The following is a 22844-nucleotide window of genomic DNA, read 5'->3' as shown; positions in this document are numbered from 1 at the left end:
TATTTTACTACTGACAACGTCGTTATTAATTTCTTAAAAGGAATAGAGAATGAAATTTAATAAATTGGCTATTGCAACGCTTGTAAGTGCCGCACTATCACAACACTCATTTGCTCAAACCGACTCTAAAGGCACCATTTATCTAACGTTTGATGATGGACCAATCAATGCATCTATTGACGTTATTCAAGTACTTAACCAGGAAGATATCAAAGCGACGTTTTACTTTAATGCTTGGCACTTAGACGGAATTGGTGATGAGAATGAAGACCGTTCGCTAGAAGCCTTAAAGCTCGCATTAGACACTGGTCATATTGTTGCGAACCACAGTTACGATCACATGGTGCACAACTGCGTGGATGAATTTGGACCGAACAGTGCTGCGGAGTGTAATGCGACCGGGGACCACCAGCTAAACTCGTATCAAGACCCTGTTTACGACGCCTCAATGTTTACGGAAAACTTATCTGTGTTAGCAAAGTATTTGCCGAACATTACAAGCTACCCGAACTACAAGGCAACAGAGTTTGCTAGACTGCCCTACACCAACGGTTGGCGCGTGACGAAAGACTTCAAAGCAGATGGGTTATGCGCCACGTCTGATGACCTGAAACCTTGGGAACCAGGATATGTATGCGATACATCCAACCCATCCAACAGTGTAAAAGCAGCTATCGAGGTTCAAAATATCCTAGCGAATAACGGCTATCAAACTCACGGTTGGGATGTGGACTGGGCACCTGAAAATTGGGGCATTGAAATGCCAGCAAACAGCCTTACAGAAGCAGAAGCATTTCTTGGATATGTGGATTCCGCGTTAAACACTTGTGCACCAACAACGATTAACCCGATCAACTCCAAAGCTCAAGAGTTCCCATGTGGTACACCTTTACACGCCGATAAAGTTATCGTATTAACTCACGAGTTCCTATTTGAAGATGGTAAGCGTGGCATGGGTGCAACGCAAAACCTACCTAAGCTCGCTAAGTTTATACAGTTAGCAAAACAAGCGGGTTATGACTTCGACACAATGGATAACTACACACCGAACTGGCAAGTTGGTCATAACTACGACGCTGGCGATTACGTCTTACACCTAGGTACTGTATACCAGGCTGTAACAAACCATACTGCACAACAAGATTGGGTACCGTCTCCAACCTCTAGCCTCTGGACAAATGCGGACCCAGCCACTAACTGGACTCAGAATGTTTCCTATAAACAAGGTGATGTGGTGACTTATCAAGGTTTGCGTTATCTAGTTGATGTACCGCACGTGTCCCAAGCAGACTGGACTCCGAACACTCAAAATACCTTGTTCACAGCTCTATAGGCTGTTCCTACTATCACCATGTAGTAGTTTGCGCGAGGCATACCCCTCGCGCTTTTTTTGTTTTGAAGATCCAGATACAACAAAGCCCCGACTTCCATCGAGGCTCTGTCTTAAAATATGGTACCTGCGAGTGACTTGACTGGCAGGCACTCCTGACGCCACCGCGAAGGCAACGCTAACTTTCTTTTGATATTTACGAACACCTAAAACGACGAAAGGCCGCTATAAAAGCGACCTTTCTAATATGGTACCGGTGGGCGGACTTGAACCGCCACGCCCGAAGGCAACGGATTTTGAATCCGTCGTGTATACCAATTTCACCACACCGGCATCTTTGGGCTATTGCCCTTTGATGGTTGGCATTATACGTAAGCTTTTGACCTGCGCAAGCAGAAATACCTTAAATAACTATCGTTTGCTGATAATTTCGCCACAAAGTGTGACAAAGCTGTACTCATAAGAAACGTACGCTCCATTTTCTACTACTCTTCCAGATGAAAATGAGTATACGAAACTCTTTTTAAGTTCTATTCATTGTAATATCAGAAACATAACCATTCCCAATGCTCGACAACGCATTATGGAGCATCTCTGCGGCATCTTCTGCTTGCATGAAGTGACTCGTGTCCATCGTATTGCCGCTTGTTTTCCAGAATTCCGTATCCATTCCACCAGGATAAACCGCGATGATTTTCATAGGTTTTCCTTTTAGCTCCAAACGAACCGACTCAATTAATCCTTTGACGGCCCATTTCACTGCACAATACGTAGACTCTTGCGCTTTAGGTTGTTGCGCGGCTGTGGACATGATCATGACCACTTTTATTGGATGATCTTTGTAACGCTTTACTAACTCTCTTAACACATGAATCGCAGAATTCAGGTTGTTATCAATCAACTTTTGAATCTCTTCCGGCTCCTGCTCTTCCAGTAAGCCAAAATAACCACTTCCCGCACTATGAATGACCATTTCAGGGGACTGTTTCACCCCATCAAAGAGCTGTTTCACATTTTGGTGCGATGAGAGGTTGCAAGCTTGATAACCAACGTTATGAGAGAGTTGTTTTGCTAGTGCGAATAGTTTTTCTGTATTTCTTCCTATTACATACGTCTCTTTGCCTTCCGCATCATAACGCTTTGCTAGTTCCGCCCCTAAGCCGCTACTTGCACCTGTAATTACAATCATGCGCTACCTCTTTTCAATCACATACTTTTAATTCATCTATCAATTAAGGTAACAGAATCGTTGTAATTCACACCTCAAGAGCACCATTCTTTGAAGCAAGCAGCTTTCTTACTTTCGTGATGCATGAAATATCAAGCAGAACGACGGGCATTTAACCTATGCTTAAGCAAGAATAACTTTCTGAATTTTCTATCGACTTTCTAGTGAGAACTGAATAGGAGCAAAGAATGACTGGGTCAAAATGGCAGTGGTTACTGAAACAGGTGACACGAAAACTGTGGGTCCGGACGTCACTCTACGCATTACTAGCTGTTGCTACCGCCTTAATGTCGATTGTTTTAAACCAGTTCATTACTCTGCCCCCTGCCATCAACGTCAGCAAGGATTTGTTGAACAACATATTAAATATCCTCGCAACCTCCATGCTTGCAGTGACCACATTCTCTCTCAATATTATGGTCTCAGCGTACAGTGCCGCTAGTGCAGGGGTAACGCCGCGAGCGACAAAACTGTTGATGGAAGACAGCACAACACAAAATGCCTTAGCAACCTTTCTTGGCTCTTTTCTATTTAGTTTGGTAGGAATTATCGCGCTAGGTATTGGGGCCTATCATCAACAAGCACAAATTTATCTATTCATCGTGACTATCGCCGTAATCGTGATGATCATACTCACTCTGCTACGTTGGATTCAGCACCTTTCCGTACTAGGAAGGGTCAGTGAAACCACTTCATACGTAGAGCAAGCCTTGTTAGATGCGATAAGAAAACGGGGCAAAGAGCGCTGGCTAGGTGCTCACCCATGGAGCCACCCAGAGCATAAGCCCAGAGGAAGTAAACCTATTTTGAGCCAAGAAATTGGCTACTTACAGCATGTTGATATGCATCACCTCGATAGTATTGCTGAAGCAAACCAATGCACCATCTACCTTGAGCGACAACCGGGAAGTTTTGTGTACGTAGGTCAACCATTGGCTTTGGTTTGTGGTGAGTTGCCAGACGAAAGCGAAGTAACGTCAGCCTTCACGATTCGAACGGAGCGTTCATATGATCAGGACCCTCGCTTTGGTTTAGTCGTTATGGCGGAAATTGCCTCACGAGCACTATCTCCGGCTGTAAATGATAATGGCACCGCAATTGACGTTCTTGGGCGTTCTGTACGAGCACTTTCATTATGGGGAGACCTACTCAGTGAGCCGCCTACCAAAACTCGATATCCTAGACTATTTGTGCCCGCATTGAGCTGCCAGGATTTGTTTGATGATGTCTTTTTGCCGATAGCACATGATGGTGCAGCGCAACTCCAAATACAGATTCGCCTACAAAAGGCCTTGCTAGCTCTCTCTAGTATGCACCCTAAGTTATTTTTGTCACCAGCAATCAAGCTGTCAGAAAAAGCTTTAGAGCTTTCGTTAAGCCAACATTATACCGAAGATGAGAAACACCAACTCTCTCAGCTATCTAATCTGGTCACAGACCAAAGAGCCAATGGTTAAGAGAATCGAATTCAGTTGAAACATATTGCTGCACGGCCTCGTGTATCATGACATGTGCTGATAACGTAGGGCAGAAAAGTCACTTCGTTTATACACAATTAAAGACTCTGTGCGTTAGGTCTCTTTTCTCTTGGTGAGGGAATCTATATTCTGACGCACAATTTTTAAGGTAAGTGATGGAATAATGACAACGTCTACAACTCTTCCACCTGCTGGTCTCTTTCGTCGACTTGCAGCGTTGATTTACGACACATTGATTATTATCGCAATTGAAATGATGGCCGCTGGTATTGTTATGGCCGTTGTGTTTGCACTAAATGCAGCAGGATTGTTGAGCTATGGCGAGTACGCTGATGCCGCAGATATGCTCGGAAAGCACCCTGTATTGAGCCCTCTATTTACACTTTATCTTGCGGGTGTGTGGATATATTTCTTTGTGTTCTTCTGGACGCGAGCAGGACAAACTCTTGGGATGCGCGCTTGGAAGCTTCGAGTTCGCAATGCCAAAGACGGAGCACCAATTACGGTAACTCAAGCTCTGATTCGTATTTCGACATCTGGCTTTGGCTTGGCAAATTTGACTGTACCGATTGATCCGAAGAAACGTGGTTTCCACGACATTTGGGCCAAAACAGAGGTTGTTGTATTACCTAAGGCAAACTAACTTGTCTAGGAACACAAAAAAGGAAGGCGTAATGCCTTCCTTTACATTTGGTTCGGTAAAACTTGGTTTATTCGATGATGCTTCAGTTATAGCTTTCTTCGTAGTAGTGCAATCGCAATAGCTAAGAACACCAAACTCGGGGCCAAAGCACCAAACACTGGGGATATGCCATACACCAAGCTTAATGGGCCAAAGAACTCACTGGATATGTAAAAAGTAAACCCGGCAACCACGCCCGACAATACCCTTGCCCCCATGGTCACGCTTCTGAGTGGACCGAAAACAAAAGATAGCGCCATTAACATCATCACAGCAATTGAAAGCGGCTGAGTCAACTTACGCCAAAATGCCAACTCATAGCGAGATGCATCTTGTTCCGACGCTTTTAGGTAAGTCACATAATCATACAAACCGCTCAGTGACAGTTCTTCTGGCTTCACAGTCACCACTGCTAGCTTATCTGGTGCCAAAGAAGTGTGCCACTCCATCTGTTCGATGTCTTGCTTCGAAATTACGTTTTCATTTTCCATATCGGTAATTTGTACGTAGCGCATCAGCCAGTTGTTATCTTGTTGGTAGTCGACTTCTTCGGCGAAAATAACTTTTTGTAGATTCTTATCATCATCAAAACGCCACATATTTAAAGCATAAAGCTTGTCGTCTTCGACTTTACCTATAAAGATAAAGTCGTTTGCGTCACGAGCCCACACACCTGAGCGCACAGACACAATGCTACCACCTGATATCGCAAACGCACGTAAGTCACGGGCCATCTTCTGGGCCTCAGGAGCGCCCCATTGACCTAACGCCATAACGACAATCATGAGCGGGACGGCCGTTTTTAGTACCGATAACCCGATATCCAGCTTAGAGAAACCAGCAGCTTGCATCACCACCAGCTCAGAGCTTGAAGCCAACATACCTAAGCCGATCAGGGCACCGAGTAATGCCGCCATTGGAAAGAACATTTCGATATCACGCGGCACACTGAGTAACACAAAGTACAACGCATGAGTGAGGTCGTACACACCTCGCCCTACTTTACGTAGCTGTTCTACATATTTGATGATGCCCGATAAGCCAACAAACGTCGCTAAAACCAAGGCAGTGGTAGAGATGATGGTTCTACCGATGTAAAGGTCTAAGATTTTGAACACAGCTTACGCGAGCCTCTTCTTGCGGAATTTGTCTTTTATTCGTCTAGCAGCAACGCTGTCCATCATATTCGCCATGATAGCAACAATCAGCAACATCGCATTGATTGGCCACATACCAATAGCAGCCGGGATGTCACCATCTTCTAATGCAGATTTGGTTGCACTGATCGCCAAGAAATACGCTAGGTAGATCAGAATCGCAGGCCCCATTTTGGCAAACCGTCCCTGACGCGGATTCACCGCAGACAAAGGAATAACGAGCATTGTTAAGAGTGGAATACACACAAATAACGAAATTCGCCATTGTAGCTCCGCTTGCGCCTCTGGATCTGGGTGACCTATCAAGTCAACCGTTGGGTATGCTTCCCAGTCTCGCCCTTTCTTTTTGACCTCACGTTGGCCGATAACACCTTCGTATTCATCGAATTTCGTGATCATATATTCAACGCGAGTAGGCACACCTTCATAACGCGTACCTTCTTTCATAGTGATGATCTGACGACCGTCCGAAAGCTCTTTTACTTCACCAGAAGATGAGAACATCACACTCGGTAACACTGAATCTCGAGGGCGCATCTGCGCAACAAAAACGTTGCTCAAGGTATTGTCTTTAATGTCATCGATGAACACAACCGATGAACCGTCTGGTGTACCTTGGAACTGACCTTTTTTAAGTAGGTCAACGCTGTTTTCTGACGCTACCTGCTCATAAAGCTGCTCAACGCGGTCTTGAGACCACGGCGATAGCCACAACGCATTGAAAGCCGCCACCGCTGAAGTAATCAACGCTAGGTATAAGGCCGCTTGAACCAAGAATTTATTACCAATACCTGTCGCGTTCATTACGACAATTTCGCTCTCTGCATACAGACGACCAAATGTGATCAATATGCCGATATACAGACTTAAAGGCAGCATTAACAGACCCATTGCTGGCATGTTCAAACCAACAATCGAGAAAATCAATCCAGCAGGAATATCCCCATCAGAAGCATCAGCAAGAACACTTATGAATTTCTGGCTTACAAACACCAAAAAAAGTACGAAAAAAATCGCAAATTGGCTCTTGAGTGTTTCGCGGATCAAATATCTAACAATAATCACGCTGAAATTACCTATACAAAACTTGTTTTTTTGGTCGAATCACTATAGTTTCCCGTTGAACCATTTATTTTTTTAAAAATTATAAACTAGATGTTAGTCGCTTAATCAGCTCTGCATGTAAGCCTGGAGCTAAAATTCAACAAGTAAGCGATCATTATCTAACATTTAGAGCAATTTGTCTTCAGGATGTAGGAGTACGCATGGAGTTCAGTGTAAAAAGTGGCAGTCCAGAGAAACAACGTAGCGCATGTATCGTTGTTGGTGTGTTTGAACCACGTCGCCTTTCTCCAGTAGCCGAACAACTTGATAAAATCAGTGACGGTTACATCAGTTCACTACTTCGCCGTGGTGATCTAGAGGGTAAACCTGGTCAGATGCTGCTACTGCATCAAGTACCAGGTGTTTTGTCAGAGCGCGTTTTACTTGTCGGTTGCGGCAAAGAGCGTGAACTTGGCGAGCGCCAGTACAAGGAAATCATTCAAAAGACGATCAGCACACTTAACGAGACAGGCTCAATGGAAGCGGTATGTTTCCTAACTGAACTGCATGTTAAGGGTCGTGATACATACTGGAAAGTGCGCCAGGCTGTAGAAGCGACTAAAGATGGTCTATACACATTTAATCAATTCAAGAGCGTGAAACCTGAGACTCGCCGCCCACTGCGCAAGCTTGTTTTCAACGTACCAACGCGTCGTGAATTGAACTTGGGTGAAAAAGCAATCACTCATGGTCTTGCTATCGCATCAGGTGTCAAAGCCTCAAAAGACCTTGGCAACATGCCGCCAAACGTAGCTAATCCAGCTTACCTTGCTTCTCAAGCTCGTCGTCTAGCGGACGATTACGAAACCGTAACCACCAAAATTATTGGTGAGCAAGAGATGGAAAAACTGGGTATGACCTCTTACCTAGCAGTAGGCCGTGGTTCTAAAAACGAATCTATGATGTCTATCATCGAGTACAAAGGTAACCCTGACTCAGATGCAAAACCGATTGTGCTCGTAGGTAAAGGTCTAACCTTCGACTCAGGCGGTATCTCTCTAAAGCCGGGCGAAGGTATGGATGAGATGAAGTACGACATGTGTGGTGCGGCATCGGTATTCGGTACAATGAAAGCGCTAGCGAAGCTGAACCTACCAATCAACGTTATTGGTGTTCTAGCTGGCTGTGAAAACATGCCTGGCAGCAACGCGTACCGTCCAGGTGACATCCTAACGACCATGTCTGGTCAAACTGTAGAAGTTCTGAACACGGATGCGGAAGGTCGTCTTGTTCTTTGTGACGCACTGACTTATGTAGAGCGTTTCGAACCAGACTGTGTTGTTGATGTTGCAACGCTAACCGGCGCTTGTGTTATCGCACTAGGTCACCACATCAGTGGCGTTATCTCTAACCACAACCCTCTTTCTCATGAGCTAGTAAATGCTTCTGAGCAAGCGAGTGACCGTGCATGGCGTCTACCAATGGCAGACGAGTACCACGAACAGTTGAAGAGCCCGTTTGCGGATATGGCAAACATTGGTGGTCGCCCTGGTGGCACAATTACTGCGGGTTGCTTCTTATCTAAGTTCGCGAAGAAGTACAACTGGGCACACGTCGATATCGCAGGTACCGCGTGGAAATCAGGCGCAGCGAAAGGCTCAACGGGCCGTCCTGTCTCAATGCTTGTCCAATTCCTTTTGAACCGCAGCGGCCAAGAGACAGAAGAGTAATTTCTGAACAGAATCTAAAAGGGCCGCAAGGCCCTTTTTTATTACCTCGATTTTCTTGATTGAAAATCGGATTTAATATGGTTTCAGGAAGAGACCATCGGCAAGTGAGAGAATGATGCAAACAGCAACCTTCTACATCATTAATGAAGAGAGCCCGCAAGCAACGGTGACTGGCTTTGAAGAATACATCGTGTTTTTGGCTCAGCACTTTGCTCGTCAAGGCGCAAAAGTGTATCTGAACTGCCAAGACAAACCGCATGCCGAGCAGCTCGCTGAAGCCTTTTGGCAAATTGATGCAGACAAGTTCATGGCACATAATCTTGTAGGCGAAGGACCGAAATACGCCACCAATATTGAAATCGGCCATGAAGGTGTAAAACCTAATTGGAACCGCCAGCTGGTAATTAATTTGGCGGAAAATGAGACAACCTTTGCGAACAAGTTTGCTCAAGTGGTAGACTTCGTGCCCTGCGAAGAAAAAGCTAAACAACTCGCAAGAGAAAGATATAAAATTTACCGTCAAGCAGGTTACCAGCTGCAAACGATCGAAATTCAATATCCTTAACGGTCAATCCTTATAGTTAAGGCGATCTTGTTAAGATCCCTCACTTATAAAGATTGACTAAGATTCAACCATCAACGTATCCATTAAAAGAGCGCTATGGAAAAGACATACAACCCAACTTCAATCGAACAAGCTCTGTATCAGACTTGGGAAGAGAAAGGCTACTTTAAGCCACACGGTGACACTACTAAAGAATCATACAGCATCATGATCCCGCCACCGAACGTCACTGGTAGCCTACACATGGGCCACGCGTTCCAAGATACGATCATGGATACGCTTATCCGTTGTGAACGTATGAAGGGTAAAAACACCCTTTGGCAAGTAGGTACTGACCACGCTGGTATCGCAACTCAGATGGTTGTTGAGCGTAAGATCGCTGCAGAAGAAGGCAAAACAAAACACGATTACGGTCGTGAAGCTTTCATCGACAAAATCTGGGAATGGAAAGGCGAATCTGGCGGCACTATCACTAAGCAGCTTCGTCGTCTTGGCGCATCTGTAGACTGGGATCGTGAACGCTTCACGATGGACGATGGTCTATCTAACGCCGTCCAAGAAGTGTTCGTACGTCTGTACGAAGACGATCTAATCTACCGCGGTAAGCGTCTAGTTAACTGGGATCCAAAGCTACACACAGCGATTTCAGATCTAGAAGTAGAGAACAAAGACACTAAAGGCCACATGTGGCACTTCCGCTACCCACTAGCAGATGGCGCTAAAACAGCGGATGGCAAAGACTACATCGTTGTTGCAACGACTCGTCCAGAGACCGTGCTAGGCGATACGGGTGTTGCAGTTAACCCAGAAGATCCACGTTACAAAGATCTTATCGGTAAAGAAATCATCCTTCCTATCGTTGATCGTCGCATCCCAATCGTGGGCGATGAGCACGCAGATATGGAAAAAGGTACTGGCTGTGTGAAAATCACACCTGCGCACGACTTCAACGACTACGAAGTAGGTAAGCGCCACCAGCTACCAATGATCAACATTCTGACTTTCGACGCGAACATCCGCGACTCAGCAGAAGTATTCAACACTAACGGCGAAGCAAGCGACGCTTACAGCACTGAGCTACCAGCTAAATACCACGGTATGGAGCGTTTTGCCGCTCGTAAAGCTATCGTTGCTGAATTCGACGAGCTAGGCCTACTTGAAGAAGTGAAAGATCACGATCTACAAGTTCCTTACGGCGACCGTGGTGGCGTGGTTATCGAACCAATGCTAACTGACCAATGGTACGTACGTACTGCGCCTCTAGCGAAAACCGCAGTTGAAGCAGTAGAAAACGGCGACATCCAATTCGTTCCTAAGCAATACGAAAACATGTACTTCTCTTGGATGCGTGACGTTCAAGACTGGTGTATCTCTCGTCAGCTATGGTGGGGTCACCGCATCCCAGCTTGGTACGACAACCAAGGTAATGTTTACGTAGGTCGCACTGAAGAAGAAGTTCGTAAGAACAACAACCTAGAGTCTGTCATTGAACTTCACCAAGACGAAGACGTACTGGATACGTGGTTCTCTTCTGCACTATGGACGTTCGGTACTCAAGGTTGGCCAGAGCAAACTGACGATCTGAAAGTATTCCACCCTTCAGACGTTCTAGTAACTGGTTTCGACATCATCTTCTTCTGGGTTGCGCGCATGATCATGATGACCATGCACTTCGTGAAAGACGAAAACGGCAAGCCACAAGTACCATTTAAAACGGTTTACGTTACTGGTCTAATCCGTGACGAAAACGGCGACAAGATGTCTAAGTCGAAAGGTAACGTACTTGACCCAATCGACATGATCGATGGTATCGACCTAGAGTCTCTCGTAGAGAAGCGTTGTGGCAACATGATGCAGCCTCAACTAGCGAAGAAGATCGAGAAGAACACTCGTAAGACGTTTGAAAACGGTATCGAAGCATACGGTACAGACGCACTGCGTTTCACTCTTGCAGCAATGGCATCAACAGGTCGTGATATCAACTGGGATATGAAGCGTCTTGAGGGTTACCGTAACTTCTGTAACAAACTATGGAACGCAAGCCGTTACGTAATGATGAACACAGAAGAGCAAGATTGTGGCTTCAACGGTGGTGAGATTGAATACTCACTAGCAGACAAATGGATCGAGTCTCAGTTTGAACTTGCAGCGAAAGCGTTCAACAACCATATCGACAACTTCCGTCTAGATATGGCTGCGAACACGCTTTACGAATTCATCTGGAACCAATTCTGTGACTGGTACCTAGAGCTAACTAAACCCGTTCTATGGAAAGGTACTGAAGCGCAACAGCGTGGTACTCGCCGTACACTAATCACGGTACTTGAGAAGACTCTACGTCTGGCTCATCCTGTGATTCCTTACATCACTGAAACTATCTGGCAAAGCATCAAGCCACTAGTTGAAGGTGTAGAAGGTGAGACAATCATGCTTCAAGCACTGCCTCAATTCGACGAAGCAAACTTCAACCAAGAAGCGCTAGATGATATCGAATGGGTGAAGGCGTTCATTACCAGCATCCGTAACCTACGTGCTGAATACGACATCAACCCTGGTAAGCCGCTTGACGTTATGCTGAAAGCAGCAAATGCAGAAGATGCCTCTCGTCTAGAAGCAAGCAAGCAAGTACTGATGTCACTAGCAAAGCTAGAAGCAGTACGCGTGCTTGAAGCTGGCGAACAAACTCCAGCGTGTGCAACGGCACTGGTTGGCAAGTCTGAGCTGATGATCCCAATGGCGGGTTTGATCGACAAAGATGCAGAGCTTGCTCGTCTAGATGGCGAAATCAAGAAGACGCACGGCGAAATCAAGCGTATCGAAGGCAAACTTGGCAACGAAGGCTTTGTAGCGAAAGCACCTGAAGCTGTTGTTGCTAAAGAGCGTGAGAAGCTTGAAGGCTACAAAGAGACACTAGCTAAGCTAGAAGAGCAGAAGACAACGATCGCTGCACTTTAAGCCTCAGTGAAAGAGAAGAACTAACACTTCTCACTTTGAATCCAAAGGTTGGCCATCATGGTCAACCTTTTTTGTATATCTTTCACCAAAAACCATCATCAATAGCTTTCCCCTATCGCAACAATACTCATCATCCATTAGCATTAATGAGAATTATTATCGATAATGAACTCATCGAAACAAACACGATTGAGTAATTATCATGAAAAAGACACTAACTTTCGCAGCACTGCATTTTACTATCGCATTTAGTGTCGCTTACGTACTCACAGGCGACATTCTAATTGGTAGTTTAATTGCCATGATTGAGCCTTCAGTGAACACCGTAGCCTTCTACTTTCATGAAAAGGCATGGGCAAAAGTCCCAGCACTTAAAGCTCGTCAGTGGATGACCAAATTAAAAACCGCAAGCTTTGCGACCGTGCACTTCAGCGTCGCTTTTACCGTGGTTTACTTACTAACAGGTGATGCATTTGTCGGCGGCGTAATGGCGATGCTAGAGCCGAGTTTGAACACGGTGGCTTACTACTTCCACGAGAAAGTATGGATGCGTAAATCATCAGAAAAAGCTCCAGCACCGCAGTTTTGTTTACATCACCACGCTTAAACATGGAGGCTCACTACGTCTCCTAACGAGAAAAATGACATTTACCATTGACAAGGTTGCGCACCGCAATTAATTTAATTGCGGTGCGCAACTTTATTTTTAGAGGTAAGTGATAATGAACGCTCGTCAACTTCGACACTACTCCCGTCAAGCCGTCCGATTGCTTGGTATGCTTGATAAACAATGCGGCGATGTCGCTCTCACTCCAGTGCAAGCGCACGCATTGGGTGAAATCCAATTGCAGCCATTGACCATCAATCAGCTGGCACAGCAGCTTAATGTCGACAAGTCCAACGCGAGCCGAACCGTTACTGGTTTGATTAAATTAGGTTTGGTCGAGAGCATCGAAAACCCAAAAGACAAACGTAGTCAACTCGTAGCGATTACAGAGCAAGGCCAACAGGCGTTATCACAACTGGACCAACAGCAAAACCACTTCTTTGAACAACTGCTTACCCAACTCGATGACAGCGAGCAAGAGCAACTCAAACTTGGTCTAGAGACTTACCTAAAAGGGCTAACAAAAGTGTGTCAGGCTGAGGAATACGTTCTTCGACCTCTTACTAAAGCAGACAACCCGCAAGTCGCAGATGTGATTCGTAAAGTCTCTGCAGAATACGGCTTAACCGCAGACAAAGGTTATGGTGTGGCCGATCCAACGCTTGATGATATGTATTCGGTGTACAATCAAAACAGGGCCGCCTATTGGGTCATTGAACATCGCGGAGAGATCGTTGGTGGCGGTGGCTTTGCCCCTTTAGCTGGCGAGCCAAATGTGTGTGAACTACAAAAGATGTACTTCTTACCTCAAACACGAGGACACGGTTTAGCCAAACGCATCGTCGCATTGAGCTTACAATTGGCGAAACAATTTGGGTATCAGCAGTGCTATTTAGAGACAACTGAATGTCTGAGAGAAGCGGTAAGCTTGTATGAAAAGCTAGGCTTTGAGCATCTCGATGCCCCGCTTGGACAAACAGGGCATGATGCATGTGAAGTCGTAATGCTTAAGATGCTGTAATAGATAATATTATTAGACGTTAAAGCACAACATGGGTAACACAAAGCTCCTGGCTCAAGGCAACAGTGAAGTTTTGGTGCTGCCCATCCAACTCAACAGACAACTGGTAGAGATCACTTGGAGCAGGATCAGTAAGATCGGCATACTTTGGCGCTTCGATCTGGAATAAAGCGCTCGCATGCTCCGCTCGGACATCAATAGGAATATGGTAAGTCATGCCATTGAACTTAACCGATGCCGATACTAAACCCGGCGCAAAAGTTTGGTAGTACAAATCCACCTTAAACTCACAACCACCACCGTGGTGCCAAATCTGCTCGGTTGCCACGCGGTCTAAACGCACATTGCGAATAAACTGCAGATACGGCTCTTGCCATACCCCTAAGCGCTCGTCACTCTTTTGGTATTCATGATCTGCAAGTGAACACAACTCCGGTTTATCCTCATCCAACAGAAGATCTTCTTCTTCCTCAAGGAATAGGATCTCAAAACGGTTGCGCCCCATCTGCATGAACGGGCGAATGTCTTTCTTGTAGACATTTTGAGAACCGTCACAGTCAAACAATGCTACTCCGTTCAAACGCACTTCTGCATGGTAATCCACACCACCCAACACCATTTCTACCGCTGGGAATGCCATCATGGATTCATCCACTTCAATGTCATGCATCAGGTGCCACTCTTGCTGACGAATTGCTTCTTCTGTCATTTCAACTGGCAATACCTGACTCAAAGGAGCAGGGAAAGTAATGTCATCCTGTGGGATAGAAAGGTCCGTCAGTGGAGAGACTTGCCATAAACCGGCGAGTGAGAGTTGCATATACACCTTGAGCTAGATCAATTTTCACGCATTATAGGGAGAAATCCCCTATAAACTCAATGTGAATTATTTATCGCCTCCACATTCGTCAGTTTTTCAAGGTATAAAAAAACCAGCGTTAAACGCTGGTTTTTCCAAAAGTAGTGAGCTTTGATTACTCGTCGTCTTCATCTTCTTCAGGGTAAAGCGCATCTTCGCCTTCGTAGTACGTACCCCAACCGTCATAGATGATGTCGTATTTTTCTGCCAAGTGAATCAATTTTTCAACTTGCGCATCAATCGCTTCTGCATCTAGTGCGGACTCCATAGTCGCATCACAGCAAAGCAACTTGTTACCATCTTCATCTTCAGTTTCTTCTGCTTCAAGAACTTCAAAGCCCATCTTGAATGCTTCAACTACCGCTTTTTCTAGCGTGTCAAAATCTTCTGCAAACAGGTGGTGCTCAATTTCGTATAGCGAATCTGGATCGCTGCCATCTTCTAGCAATGCTGCAATGATATCGCGAGTCTCTTCCTTTTGAATCTCAATTAATTCTTCTACTGATAGATATTCATCTTCGTGAGACATGTTTTGGCTCCAGATTAGTTACTTGATGGAAACACAATACCCGATACTGAGTATGCTGATCCGGTGAAATATGGCATGGATTGCGATGAAAAGCCACAAACAAACATCATACCACTGCGATTCTTATCGGTTATTTGAATCTAAATATTAAACCGACCACACAAAGAAACAAAAAATTAACAAAGAATGGCATTTTTTAATATTCAGAACATCCTAATTGACACTTAATGTGGTTATTTTCTCTTTCTATGCGTGTTTATGATGCTTTCTTGAATACACTCACGTGTAAAACGAAGAAGCATAACGAATAAATCCACTTTAATAATGCATAATTTAGAATAAAAATGCACTTTTTATGCACTGTGTATGTATTCTTTCTCAACGGGAAAATTAGAATAAAAACGCATGCATTCTAATTTTAGTAAAATAGCATTTATATCTAATAATAAATTTAATAAGAATCAAAATAAAAACAAAAAACTCACAAAGTCAAAAACATCAGAATATAAACAAAGCTTGATAACTTGCATCTTTCTAGGAAGCTTGTCATAACTAATGGCTGGAAAATTTGTAAGGATACAAAATGAGCAAGCTGTACGTTGGATCAGAAGTTGGTCAACTTCGACGAGTTCTATTAAATCGCCCTGAACGCGCCCTAACCCACTTAACTCCGTCAAACTGCCATGAGTTGCTATTTGATGACGTTCTTGCTGTAGAAGCGGCAGGTGAAGAGCACGATGCATTCGCACGTACGCTGCGCGAGCAAGACGTTGAAGTGCTTCTCCTCCACGATTTACTGGTCGAAACCCTCGCCGTTCCAGAAGCAAAACAATGGCTGCTGAACACTCAGATTTCTGACTTTCGCTACGGGCCAACATTTGCGCGAGACCTACGCCAATACTTTTCAGAAATGGATGATGAACATCTTGCCTGCATCTTTTTAGGTGGCTTAGCTTACTCAGAGCTACCGATCTCCTCATCTTCTATGCTGCCAAAAATGAAGCGTCCTCTCGACTTTGTTATTGAGCCACTGCCTAATCACCTATTCACTCGTGATACCTCGTGTTGGGTTTATGGCGGCGTTTCTCTTAACCCGATGATGATGCCTGCACGTCAACGTGAAACAAACCACCTACGTGCGATTTATCGTTGGCACCCAATTTTTGCTGGCCAAGATTTTATCAAATACTTCGGTGACGATGATCTGCATTATGATAACGCGAATGTCGAAGGCGGTGATGTGTTGGTTATTGGTAAAGGTGCAGTTCTTATCGGTATGTCTGAGCGTACGACTGCGCAAGGTGTAGAGAACCTTGCAGCGAGCCTATTTAAAGCAGGCCAAGCTACCGAGGTGATTGCAATTGATCTGCCTAAACACCGCTCATGTATGCATTTAGACACTGTGATGACCCATATGGATGTAGATACTTTCTCTGTCTACCCAGAGATCATGCGCAAAGATCTCGACACATGGCGCTTAACACCAAAAGGCAACGGTGAAATGCATGTTGAAGCCTCACATAACTATCTGCACGCGATTGAGTCCGCTCTTGACTTAGATCAGCTGAAAATCATCACCACGGGTGGCGACAGCTATGAAGCGGAACGCGAACAATGGAATGATGCCAATAACGTTCTAACTGTAAAACCGGGCGTAGTAATTGGTTACGAACGCAACGTATACACCAACGAAAAATACGATAAAGCTGGCATCAAAGTACTGACAGTACCTGGTAACGAGCTTGGTCGTGGTCGCGGTGGCGCTCGCTGTATGAGCTGTCCAATAGAACGAGACGATATATAACTTACTCGTCTCTTTACATTAGGTGAATCAAAACTAAGGTTGATGTGAATACATCAACCTTTTTTAGCTTTATTTAAAAATAATTATTCACAATAAAAGCATTTATATGTTTTAATGAATTCTATTAATCTAATCACATGTACTAAGGGACGAGCTATGGCTTTCAATTTACGTAACCGCAACTTTTTGAAGCTATTGGACTTCTCAACCAAAGAAATCCAGTTTTTGCTCGAACTGTCTGCAGAGCTGAAAAAAGCTAAATATGCAGGAACAGAGCAGAAGAAACTTCAAGGTAAAAACATCGCACTAATCTTTGAGAAATCTTCGACTCGTACCCGATGTGCGTTTGAAGTCGCTGCCTTTGACCAAGGTGCTCAAGTCTCTTACATCGGCCCTTCTGGCTCGCAGATCGGTCATAAGGAATCGATGAAAGACACCGCTCGCGTCCTTGGTCGTATGTACGACGGGATTGAATACCGAGGCTTTGGCCAATCCATTGTTGAAGAGCTTGGTACTTATGCTGGTGTTCCAGTTTGGAATGGTTTAACGGATGAGTTCCACCCGACCCAGATCCTTGCTGACTTCCTGACTATGCAAGAGCACGGCCGTGGTAAACAGCTACATGAAGTAACCTTCGCTTACCTAGGTGATGCGCGCAACAACATGGGTAACTCACTTATGGTGGGCGCAGCGAAAATGGGCATGGATATTCGCCTTGTCGCGCCAAAAGCGTTCTGGCCTGAAGAAGATCTCGTGGCAACTTGTCAAACTATCGCGCAACAAACAGGTGCAAAAATCACGTTAACAGAAAGCGTTGAGGAAGGTGTGAAAGGTTGTGACTTCCTATACACCGACGTTTGGGTATCTATGGGTGAGTCTGCCGAGGCATGGGATGAGCGTGTAGCGTTAATGACACCTTATCAAATCAATATGGACGTGATTAAACAAACGGGTAATCCACATGTGAAATTCATGCACTGCCTTCCAGCTTTCCACAATGATGAAACCACCGTCGGCAAAGAAGTCGCTGAAAAATACGGTATGAAAGGCCTTGAAGTAACAGAAGAGGTATTTGAATCGGAATACTCCATCGTATTCGACGAAGCTGAAAACCGTATGCATACCATCAAAGCCGTGATGGTTGCGACGCTAGGAAGCTAAACCAGCGCGCAAAAACAGCCGATAAAAACCATGATGTAATCGCTTGCGCTCACGAAAGTTAAGCGTATAATGCTCGGCAATTTGTCTGAGGATTAAGAAATGACCACGCTGATTGCTGACGTAAAAACGCGATTTGCTCTCGCTAAGCGACTACGCTTACGTGGTGTTATTTTCGTTAATTCTATTGAATTTTAAAACCTCCCCATTGGGGAGGTTTTTTTATGTCCAAAATTCCTTTCGGTTATTTGGATGTAGTCATCAATGTTATAGGGAAGAAGATCATGGCGAACTCGCTTTACCAGAAGCACATCATCTCTATTCCAGAGCTTTCACGCGAAGAACTGGAACTTATCGTAGAAACAGCAGGTAGCCTTAAAAAAGCACCTCGACCAGAACTGATTAAAAACAAAGTCGTTGCAAGTTGTTTCTTTGAACCATCAACACGTACACGTTTATCGTTTGAAACAGCGATTCAGCGCATTGGTGGTGACGTGATTGGCTTTGATAATGATGGTAATACCTCTCTGGCGAAAAAAGGCGAAACACTCGCAGATTCAGTACAAGTCATCTCTTCTTACGTCGATGCCTTTGTGATGCGTCATCCACAAGAAGGCGCCGCTCGCTTGGCCTCTGAATTTTCAAATGGCGTGCCAGTGATCAACGCGGGCGACGGTGCAAACCAACACCCAACTCAAACGCTACTCGACCTATACACCATCGCGGAAACACAAGGGCGTCTAGACAACCTGAACGTCGCATTCGTAGGTGATCTAAAATATGGCCGCACAGTGCACTCACTGACTCAAGCCTTAGCAAAGTTTAACAACATCCGCTTCTTCTTTGTTGCACCAGATGCGCTGGCAATGCCAGATTACATCTGCGAAGAACTAGATGAAGCTGGCATTCAATATAGCCTACACACAGACATGGAAAGTGTGATTCCTGAACTGGATATTCTGTACATGACACGCGTACAGAAAGAACGTTTTGACGAATCGGAATACGCACATATTAAGTCGGCTTACATCCTAACGGCGGCACTACTAGAAGGCGCGCGTGAGAACTTGAAAGTGCTGCACCCACTACCACGTGTGGATGAAATTACAACTGATGTTGATAAAACGCCTCATGCTTACTTCTTCCAGCAAGCTCAAAATGGCGTGTATGCTCGCCAAGCACTGCTGGCGCTTGTTCTAAACGAAACACTGTAATCGAGGGGAAAAATCATGGCTAAAGAAACTCAATTGCAGGTAGAAGCAATCAAAAATGGTACGGTCATCGACCACATCCCTGCGCAAATCGGCATCAAAGTATTAAGACTGTTCGATATGCACAATTCATCACAACGCGTAACGATTGGACTGAACTTGCCATCATCAGCACTCGGTCATAAAGATCTACTCAAAATCGAAAATGTGTTTATCAATGAAGAGCAAGCGAGCAAGCTAGCGTTGTATGCTCCTCACGCGACCGTGAATCAAATCGAGAATTATGAAGTGGTGAAAAAGCTCGCGTTAGAGCTTCCTGAGCGCATCAATGATGTATTTGAATGCCCGAATTCAAACTGTATTTCTCATAATGAACCAGTAGAAAGCAGCTTTAGCGTGTTCGAGAAGAAACAAGAAATCCGCCTAAAGTGTAAATACTGCGAGAAAGTGTTCTCACGCGAGATCGTAACCGAGCGATAAACACGCCGCACGACTAGGCTGTGATACGTTTAAAATACCCTGCAATGTCAGGGTATTTTGCTCTTTACCTACCGAGGGTTTAGAGGCAAACTGAGAATCTTTATTCCCTACAACTGATGGAAAAAATCAAATGACGAAAGTACTTCACACTGAGTCTGCACCAGCAGCAATCGGTCCTTACGTTCAAGGCGTAGATCTAGGTAACATGGTTCTTACTTCAGGCCAAATCCCAGTAAACCCAGCGACAGGTGAAGTGTCTGCTGATATCGCAGAACAAGCTCGTCAGTCTCTAGAAAACGTAAAGGCTGTAGTTGAATCTTCAGGTCTTAAAGTATCTGATATTGTAAAGCTAACGGTTTTTGTTAAAGACCTAAATGACTTTGGCACAGTGAACGAAGTTTACGGCAAGTTCTTTGATGAGCACGGCGTAGCAAACTACCCTGCACGCTCTTGTGTAGAAGTGGCTCGCCTACCAAAAGATGTTGGCATCGAGATTGAAGCAATTGCAGTTCGCAAATAATTGTACTTGCTGACAAACATAAAAAACGGGTAGCTCAGGCTACCCGTTTTTTATTGTCTTTTCGTGATGATATCGCAGTAAAACTTAAGCAGCATTACGCTGTTTGACTTCTTCATCTAACGATTCAAGCTTCTCTTTCATCTGTTCACGACAGATATTCGCTAACTCGCGAATGCCCTCTTTACCATAGCCTTCAGTGCTGATTGGAGGTAGCATTTCAACAATCACATGACCATTGTTCCAACGGTTCAGCTTAATTTTATTCGTCGAGCTACATACGATAGGAATGATTGGCACACCTGCACCAATTGCCGCATGAAAAGCACCTGTTTTGAATGGCAGCAAACCACGCCCACGAGAACGCGTGCCTTCAGGGAACATCCACACCGAAACATCACTTTCTTTCATGCTGCTCACGACCTGATCGATAGTACCTTTTGCTTTAGAGCGATTCGCTCGGTCAATCAGAATGTTACCCGTAAGCCAGTAAAGCTGACCAAACAGTGGCATCCAAGCCAAGCTCTTTTTACCTACTGTCACAACTTTCGGAGTCACAGCCGCAGAAACAGTAAACATGTCCCAGTTGTTCTGGTGGTTAGCAATGTAAACATGTTGGCCGCGTGAATACGCATCTTCAGGGATACGCAACTCTAACTTAATCCCAAACACACGAGACATCTTGGCAAACAAACGGCCAAAAGTGAAAACGTGCTTAGGGTTTCTAGGGCTTAATAGGCAGTAACCACAACCACCAATAAACATAACAATCGCAAAGATAGCGACAGCAAATACACGTAACAGTGCAATCATTCTTGTTCTCCAGGAACCGGCTTTTGCCAGATACAGCTATTAATATCTCTCTTTCCATAAAGGGAAAATATGGTCATGAGAGTGATATAAAAAAGCCGAAACTCAGGTTTCGGCTCTCTTGATATCCAAGTTACCTGCGGAGCAGTTTAACTTGCCTAGCTCACTCGCTCAATATTTGCGCCAAGTGCAGCCAGTTTATTTTCGATTTTGTCGTAACCACGGTCGATATGGTAAATACGATCAACGACGGTTTCGCCTTTAGCAATGCAACCTGCAATAACCAAACTAGCCGAAGCTCGTAGATCGGTTGCCATCACTTGCGCACCGCTGAGTGACTCAACATCACCACAGATAACCGTATTGCCTTCGATCTCAGCTTTAGCGCCCATACGCATGAGTTCTGGTACGTGCATAAAGCGGTTTTCAAAGATAGTCTCTGTGATCACGCCTCCACCTTTCGCCATCATGTTCAGTAGCGTAAATTGAGCTTGCATATCCGTCGGGAAACCAGGATGTGGCGCAGTACGTACACTTACCGCTTTTAGCTCGCGGTCGGTCATATCAACGGAGATCCAATCTTCACCCGTTTCGACAAGCGCGCCAGCTTCTTCCAACTTGGCGAGAACCGCTTCAAGCAAATGAGCATTAGTGTTGCGACATACCACTTTACCGCCAGATACTGCTGCTGCGACAAGGAATGTTCCCGTCTCAATACGGTCAGCAACCACGTTGTGTTTACAACCGCCTAGGCGCTCAACACCTTCAATCGTAATGGTATCTGTGCCAGCGCCAGAGATTTTTGCGCCAAGCTTATTTAGGAAATCAGCGGTATCGACGATTTCAGGCTCACGCGCAGCGTTATCTAGTGTTGTTGTGCCTTCCGCTAGCGCTGCAGCACACATGATGGTGATCGTCGCGCCTACGCTGACTTTATCCATCACGATGTGCGCGCCTTTTAGACGACCATCCACTTCTGCTTTCACATAACCATCTTCTAATGTAATGGTTGCGCCAAGCTGCTCTAAACCAGAAATATGCAGATCCACAGGACGGGCACCGATGGCACAACCGCCTGGTAAAGAAACCTGACCTTGACCAAAGCGCGCCACCAAAGGACCTAAAGCCCAAATAGAGGCACGCATGGTTTTCACTAAATCATAAGGCGCGCAGTATTCTGTAATACTGCTTGGATCAACATGAACAGAGCCATTGCGGCTTACTTTCGCGCCTAAACGCTTAAGCAATTCCATGGTTGTATCGATATCACGAAGGTGTGGTACGTTTGCCACTTCTACTGGCTCTTCCGCCAAGATAGACGCAAATAAAATCGGCAGTGCTGCGTTTTTTGCACCTGAAATGGTCACTTCACCAACTAGTGGTTTATCTGACCCAATAACTCGAAACTTTTCCATCAATAAACCTTAAAGCGACATCAATTTCTTATCACGAGCCCACTCTTCTGGTGTGAACGCTTTGATTGATAATGCGTGAATGTCGTTACGCTGGATGTATTCCATCAGAGGAGCATAAATTAGCTGCTGCTTCTTAACGCGGCTCATTCCATCGAAACAAGCATCAACAGCAACCACTTCATAGTGGCTACCTTCACCTTTCACATGCACTTCTTGAAGGTTTAGTGCTTCTTCTAATAACTGTTGTACTTTTGCGCTATCCAC

The 22844-nt window shown here is 45.0% G+C and carries 22 protein-coding genes and 1 tRNA gene; 14 read left to right on the top strand and 9 right to left on the bottom strand.

From position 1 onward, the window contains the following. Positions 1–49: 49 nt before the first annotated feature. On the top strand, positions 50–1333 hold the full coding sequence (locus R7R78_RS19165) for a carbohydrate-binding protein (protein ID WP_167415455.1): 1284 nt from the start codon (positions 50–52) through the stop codon (positions 1331–1333). Positions 1334–1578: 245 nt separating this feature from the next. On the opposite strand, the gene R7R78_RS19160 is transcribed toward R7R78_RS19165, so the two are convergent. Next, a tRNA-Leu gene (locus R7R78_RS19160) sits at positions 1579–1663 on the bottom strand. A gap of 190 nt (positions 1664–1853) precedes the next feature. Further along, positions 1854–2519, bottom strand: coding sequence for an SDR family NAD(P)-dependent oxidoreductase (locus tag R7R78_RS19155; protein WP_167415465.1), 666 nt, complete (start codon positions 2517–2519; stop codon positions 1854–1856). Positions 2520–2746: 227 nt separating this feature from the next. Here R7R78_RS19155 and R7R78_RS19150 point away from each other — a divergent pair, with 227 nt between their 5' ends. Both R7R78_RS19150 and R7R78_RS19145 read left to right on the top strand, forming a co-directional pair. Then, a complete protein-coding gene (locus tag R7R78_RS19150; RefSeq protein ID WP_167415466.1) occupies positions 2747–4015 on the top strand; it encodes a DUF2254 domain-containing protein in 1269 nt (422 codons plus the stop codon). A 184-nt stretch (positions 4016–4199) separates the two neighbouring features. Further along, positions 4200–4679: an RDD family protein gene (locus tag R7R78_RS19145; RefSeq protein ID WP_005381070.1), complete on the top strand. Its 480-nt coding sequence runs from the start codon at positions 4200–4202 to the stop codon at positions 4677–4679. An 86-nt stretch (positions 4680–4765) separates the two neighbouring features. Here the strand turns inward: R7R78_RS19145 and lptG are convergent, their stop codons facing one another. Both lptG and lptF read right to left on the bottom strand, forming a co-directional pair. Further along, positions 4766–5836, bottom strand: a complete 1071-nt coding sequence (lptG, locus tag R7R78_RS19140; protein ID WP_005381071.1) for an LPS export ABC transporter permease LptG — start codon at positions 5834–5836, stop codon at positions 4766–4768. A 3-nt stretch (positions 5837–5839) separates the two neighbouring features. Beyond that, positions 5840–6940 carry an LPS export ABC transporter permease LptF gene (gene lptF, locus R7R78_RS19135; protein ID WP_005381072.1) on the bottom strand — a complete coding sequence of 367 codons (1101 nt, stop codon included), beginning with the start codon at positions 6938–6940 and terminating at the stop codon, positions 5840–5842. Positions 6941–7140: 200 nt separating this feature from the next. Between lptF and pepA the strand changes: the two genes are divergently transcribed. The 5 genes from pepA to R7R78_RS19110 all read left to right on the top strand — a co-directional run bounded on the left by pepA (position 7141) and on the right by R7R78_RS19110 (position 13797). Further along, the gene (gene pepA, locus R7R78_RS19130; RefSeq protein ID WP_005381073.1) at positions 7141–8649 is read left to right on the top strand and encodes a leucyl aminopeptidase; all 1509 of its coding nucleotides are present in this window, start codon (positions 7141–7143) and stop codon (positions 8647–8649) included. A 115-nt stretch (positions 8650–8764) separates the two neighbouring features. Then, complete coding sequence (locus tag R7R78_RS19125) at positions 8765–9214, top strand: DNA polymerase III subunit chi (RefSeq protein ID WP_009703970.1); 450 nt, start codon at positions 8765–8767, stop codon at positions 9212–9214. Between the two features lie 96 nt (positions 9215–9310). Continuing rightward, positions 9311–12169 (top strand): valine--tRNA ligase, encoded by a 2859-nt coding sequence (locus tag R7R78_RS19120; RefSeq protein ID WP_025767623.1) that lies wholly within the window; start codon positions 9311–9313, stop codon positions 12167–12169. Positions 12170–12371: 202 nt separating this feature from the next. Next, positions 12372–12776: a DUF2061 domain-containing protein gene (locus R7R78_RS19115; protein ID WP_005381078.1), complete on the top strand. Its 405-nt coding sequence runs from the start codon at positions 12372–12374 to the stop codon at positions 12774–12776. A 115-nt stretch (positions 12777–12891) separates the two neighbouring features. Continuing rightward, a complete protein-coding gene (locus tag R7R78_RS19110) occupies positions 12892–13797 on the top strand; it encodes a bifunctional helix-turn-helix transcriptional regulator/GNAT family N-acetyltransferase (protein WP_017636182.1) in 906 nt (301 codons plus the stop codon). Between the two features lie 19 nt (positions 13798–13816). Here R7R78_RS19110 and R7R78_RS19105 read toward each other — a convergent pair whose 3' ends face one another. After that, entirely contained in the window at positions 13817–14617 is an 801-nt protein-coding gene (locus tag R7R78_RS19105; RefSeq protein ID WP_225474133.1) for a glycosyl hydrolase 2 galactose-binding domain-containing protein, read from the bottom strand. A 154-nt stretch (positions 14618–14771) separates the two neighbouring features. Continuing rightward, positions 14772–15185, bottom strand: coding sequence for a ribonuclease E inhibitor RraB (gene rraB, locus R7R78_RS19100; RefSeq protein ID WP_005381081.1), 414 nt, complete (start codon positions 15183–15185; stop codon positions 14772–14774). A 583-nt stretch (positions 15186–15768) separates the two neighbouring features. On the opposite strand from rraB, the gene arcA reads away from it, so the two are divergent. The 6 genes from arcA (at position 15769) to R7R78_RS19070 (ending at position 20358) form a co-directional block, all read left to right on the top strand. Further along, positions 15769–16989, top strand: a complete 1221-nt coding sequence (gene arcA / locus R7R78_RS19095) for an arginine deiminase (protein ID WP_213891963.1) — start codon at positions 15769–15771, stop codon at positions 16987–16989. Positions 16990–17145: 156 nt separating this feature from the next. Then, a complete protein-coding gene (locus R7R78_RS19090) occupies positions 17146–18150 on the top strand; it encodes an ornithine carbamoyltransferase (protein WP_042523477.1) in 1005 nt (334 codons plus the stop codon). 99 nt (positions 18151–18249) lie between these two features. Continuing rightward, positions 18250–18345 (top strand): hypothetical protein, encoded by a 96-nt coding sequence (locus R7R78_RS19085; RefSeq protein WP_005381084.1) that lies wholly within the window; start codon positions 18250–18252, stop codon positions 18343–18345. An 86-nt stretch (positions 18346–18431) separates the two neighbouring features. After that, complete coding sequence (gene pyrB, locus R7R78_RS19080) at positions 18432–19361, top strand: aspartate carbamoyltransferase (protein ID WP_005381085.1); 930 nt, start codon at positions 18432–18434, stop codon at positions 19359–19361. Positions 19362–19376: 15 nt separating this feature from the next. Beyond that, positions 19377–19838: an aspartate carbamoyltransferase regulatory subunit gene (gene pyrI, locus R7R78_RS19075; RefSeq protein WP_005381086.1), complete on the top strand. Its 462-nt coding sequence runs from the start codon at positions 19377–19379 to the stop codon at positions 19836–19838. Between the two features lie 130 nt (positions 19839–19968). Beyond that, complete coding sequence (locus tag R7R78_RS19070) at positions 19969–20358, top strand: RidA family protein (RefSeq protein WP_005381087.1); 390 nt, start codon at positions 19969–19971, stop codon at positions 20356–20358. 84 nt (positions 20359–20442) lie between these two features. Here R7R78_RS19070 and R7R78_RS19065 read toward each other — a convergent pair whose 3' ends face one another. The 3 genes from R7R78_RS19065 to ibaG all read right to left on the bottom strand — a co-directional run bounded on the left by R7R78_RS19065 (position 20443) and on the right by ibaG (position 22844). Continuing rightward, on the bottom strand, positions 20443–21168 hold the full coding sequence (locus R7R78_RS19065) for a 1-acylglycerol-3-phosphate O-acyltransferase (protein WP_005381088.1): 726 nt from the start codon (positions 21166–21168) through the stop codon (positions 20443–20445). Positions 21169–21323: 155 nt separating this feature from the next. Further along, on the bottom strand, positions 21324–22580 hold the full coding sequence (murA, locus tag R7R78_RS19060; protein WP_005388419.1) for a UDP-N-acetylglucosamine 1-carboxyvinyltransferase: 1257 nt from the start codon (positions 22578–22580) through the stop codon (positions 21324–21326). Between the two features lie 9 nt (positions 22581–22589). Further along, complete coding sequence (gene ibaG / locus R7R78_RS19055; RefSeq protein WP_005381092.1) at positions 22590–22844, bottom strand: BolA family iron metabolism protein IbaG; 255 nt, start codon at positions 22842–22844, stop codon at positions 22590–22592.

The sequence above is a fragment of the Vibrio sp. 2134-1 genome (assembly GCF_033339495.1).
The sequence above is the reverse complement of the archived record's forward strand: the minus strand, read 5'-3'. Positions and strand labels throughout refer to the sequence as shown.

Coding starts and splice junctions, on each gene's coding strand:
- R7R78_RS19155 (WP_167415465.1), bottom strand. CDS start 2,519: ATGATTGTAATTACAGGTGCAAGTAGCGGCTTAGGGGCGGAACTAGCA.
- murA (WP_005388419.1), bottom strand. CDS start 22,580: ATGGAAAAGTTTCGAGTTATTGGGTCAGATAAACCACTAGTTGGTGAA.
- R7R78_RS19110 (WP_017636182.1), top strand. CDS start 12,892: ATGAACGCTCGTCAACTTCGACACTACTCCCGTCAAGCCGTCCGATTG.
- R7R78_RS19070 (WP_005381087.1), top strand. CDS start 19,969: ATGACGAAAGTACTTCACACTGAGTCTGCACCAGCAGCAATCGGTCCT.
- R7R78_RS19150 (WP_167415466.1), top strand. CDS start 2,747: ATGACTGGGTCAAAATGGCAGTGGTTACTGAAACAGGTGACACGAAAA.
- pyrB (WP_005381085.1), top strand. CDS start 18,432: ATGGCGAACTCGCTTTACCAGAAGCACATCATCTCTATTCCAGAGCTT.
- arcA (WP_213891963.1), top strand. CDS start 15,769: ATGAGCAAGCTGTACGTTGGATCAGAAGTTGGTCAACTTCGACGAGTT.
- R7R78_RS19120 (WP_025767623.1), top strand. CDS start 9,311: ATGGAAAAGACATACAACCCAACTTCAATCGAACAAGCTCTGTATCAG.
- R7R78_RS19065 (WP_005381088.1), bottom strand. CDS start 21,168: ATGATTGCACTGTTACGTGTATTTGCTGTCGCTATCTTTGCGATTGTT.
- R7R78_RS19085 (WP_005381084.1), top strand. CDS start 18,250: ATGACCACGCTGATTGCTGACGTAAAAACGCGATTTGCTCTCGCTAAG.
- R7R78_RS19165 (WP_167415455.1), top strand. CDS start 50: ATGAAATTTAATAAATTGGCTATTGCAACGCTTGTAAGTGCCGCACTA.
- R7R78_RS19090 (WP_042523477.1), top strand. CDS start 17,146: ATGGCTTTCAATTTACGTAACCGCAACTTTTTGAAGCTATTGGACTTC.
- R7R78_RS19145 (WP_005381070.1), top strand. CDS start 4,200: ATGACAACGTCTACAACTCTTCCACCTGCTGGTCTCTTTCGTCGACTT.
- R7R78_RS19105 (WP_225474133.1), bottom strand. CDS start 14,617: ATGCAACTCTCACTCGCCGGTTTATGGCAAGTCTCTCCACTGACGGAC.
- R7R78_RS19115 (WP_005381078.1), top strand. CDS start 12,372: ATGAAAAAGACACTAACTTTCGCAGCACTGCATTTTACTATCGCATTT.
- pyrI (WP_005381086.1), top strand. CDS start 19,377: ATGGCTAAAGAAACTCAATTGCAGGTAGAAGCAATCAAAAATGGTACG.
- pepA (WP_005381073.1), top strand. CDS start 7,141: ATGGAGTTCAGTGTAAAAAGTGGCAGTCCAGAGAAACAACGTAGCGCA.
- R7R78_RS19125 (WP_009703970.1), top strand. CDS start 8,765: ATGCAAACAGCAACCTTCTACATCATTAATGAAGAGAGCCCGCAAGCA.
- rraB (WP_005381081.1), bottom strand. CDS start 15,185: ATGTCTCACGAAGATGAATATCTATCAGTAGAAGAATTAATTGAGATT.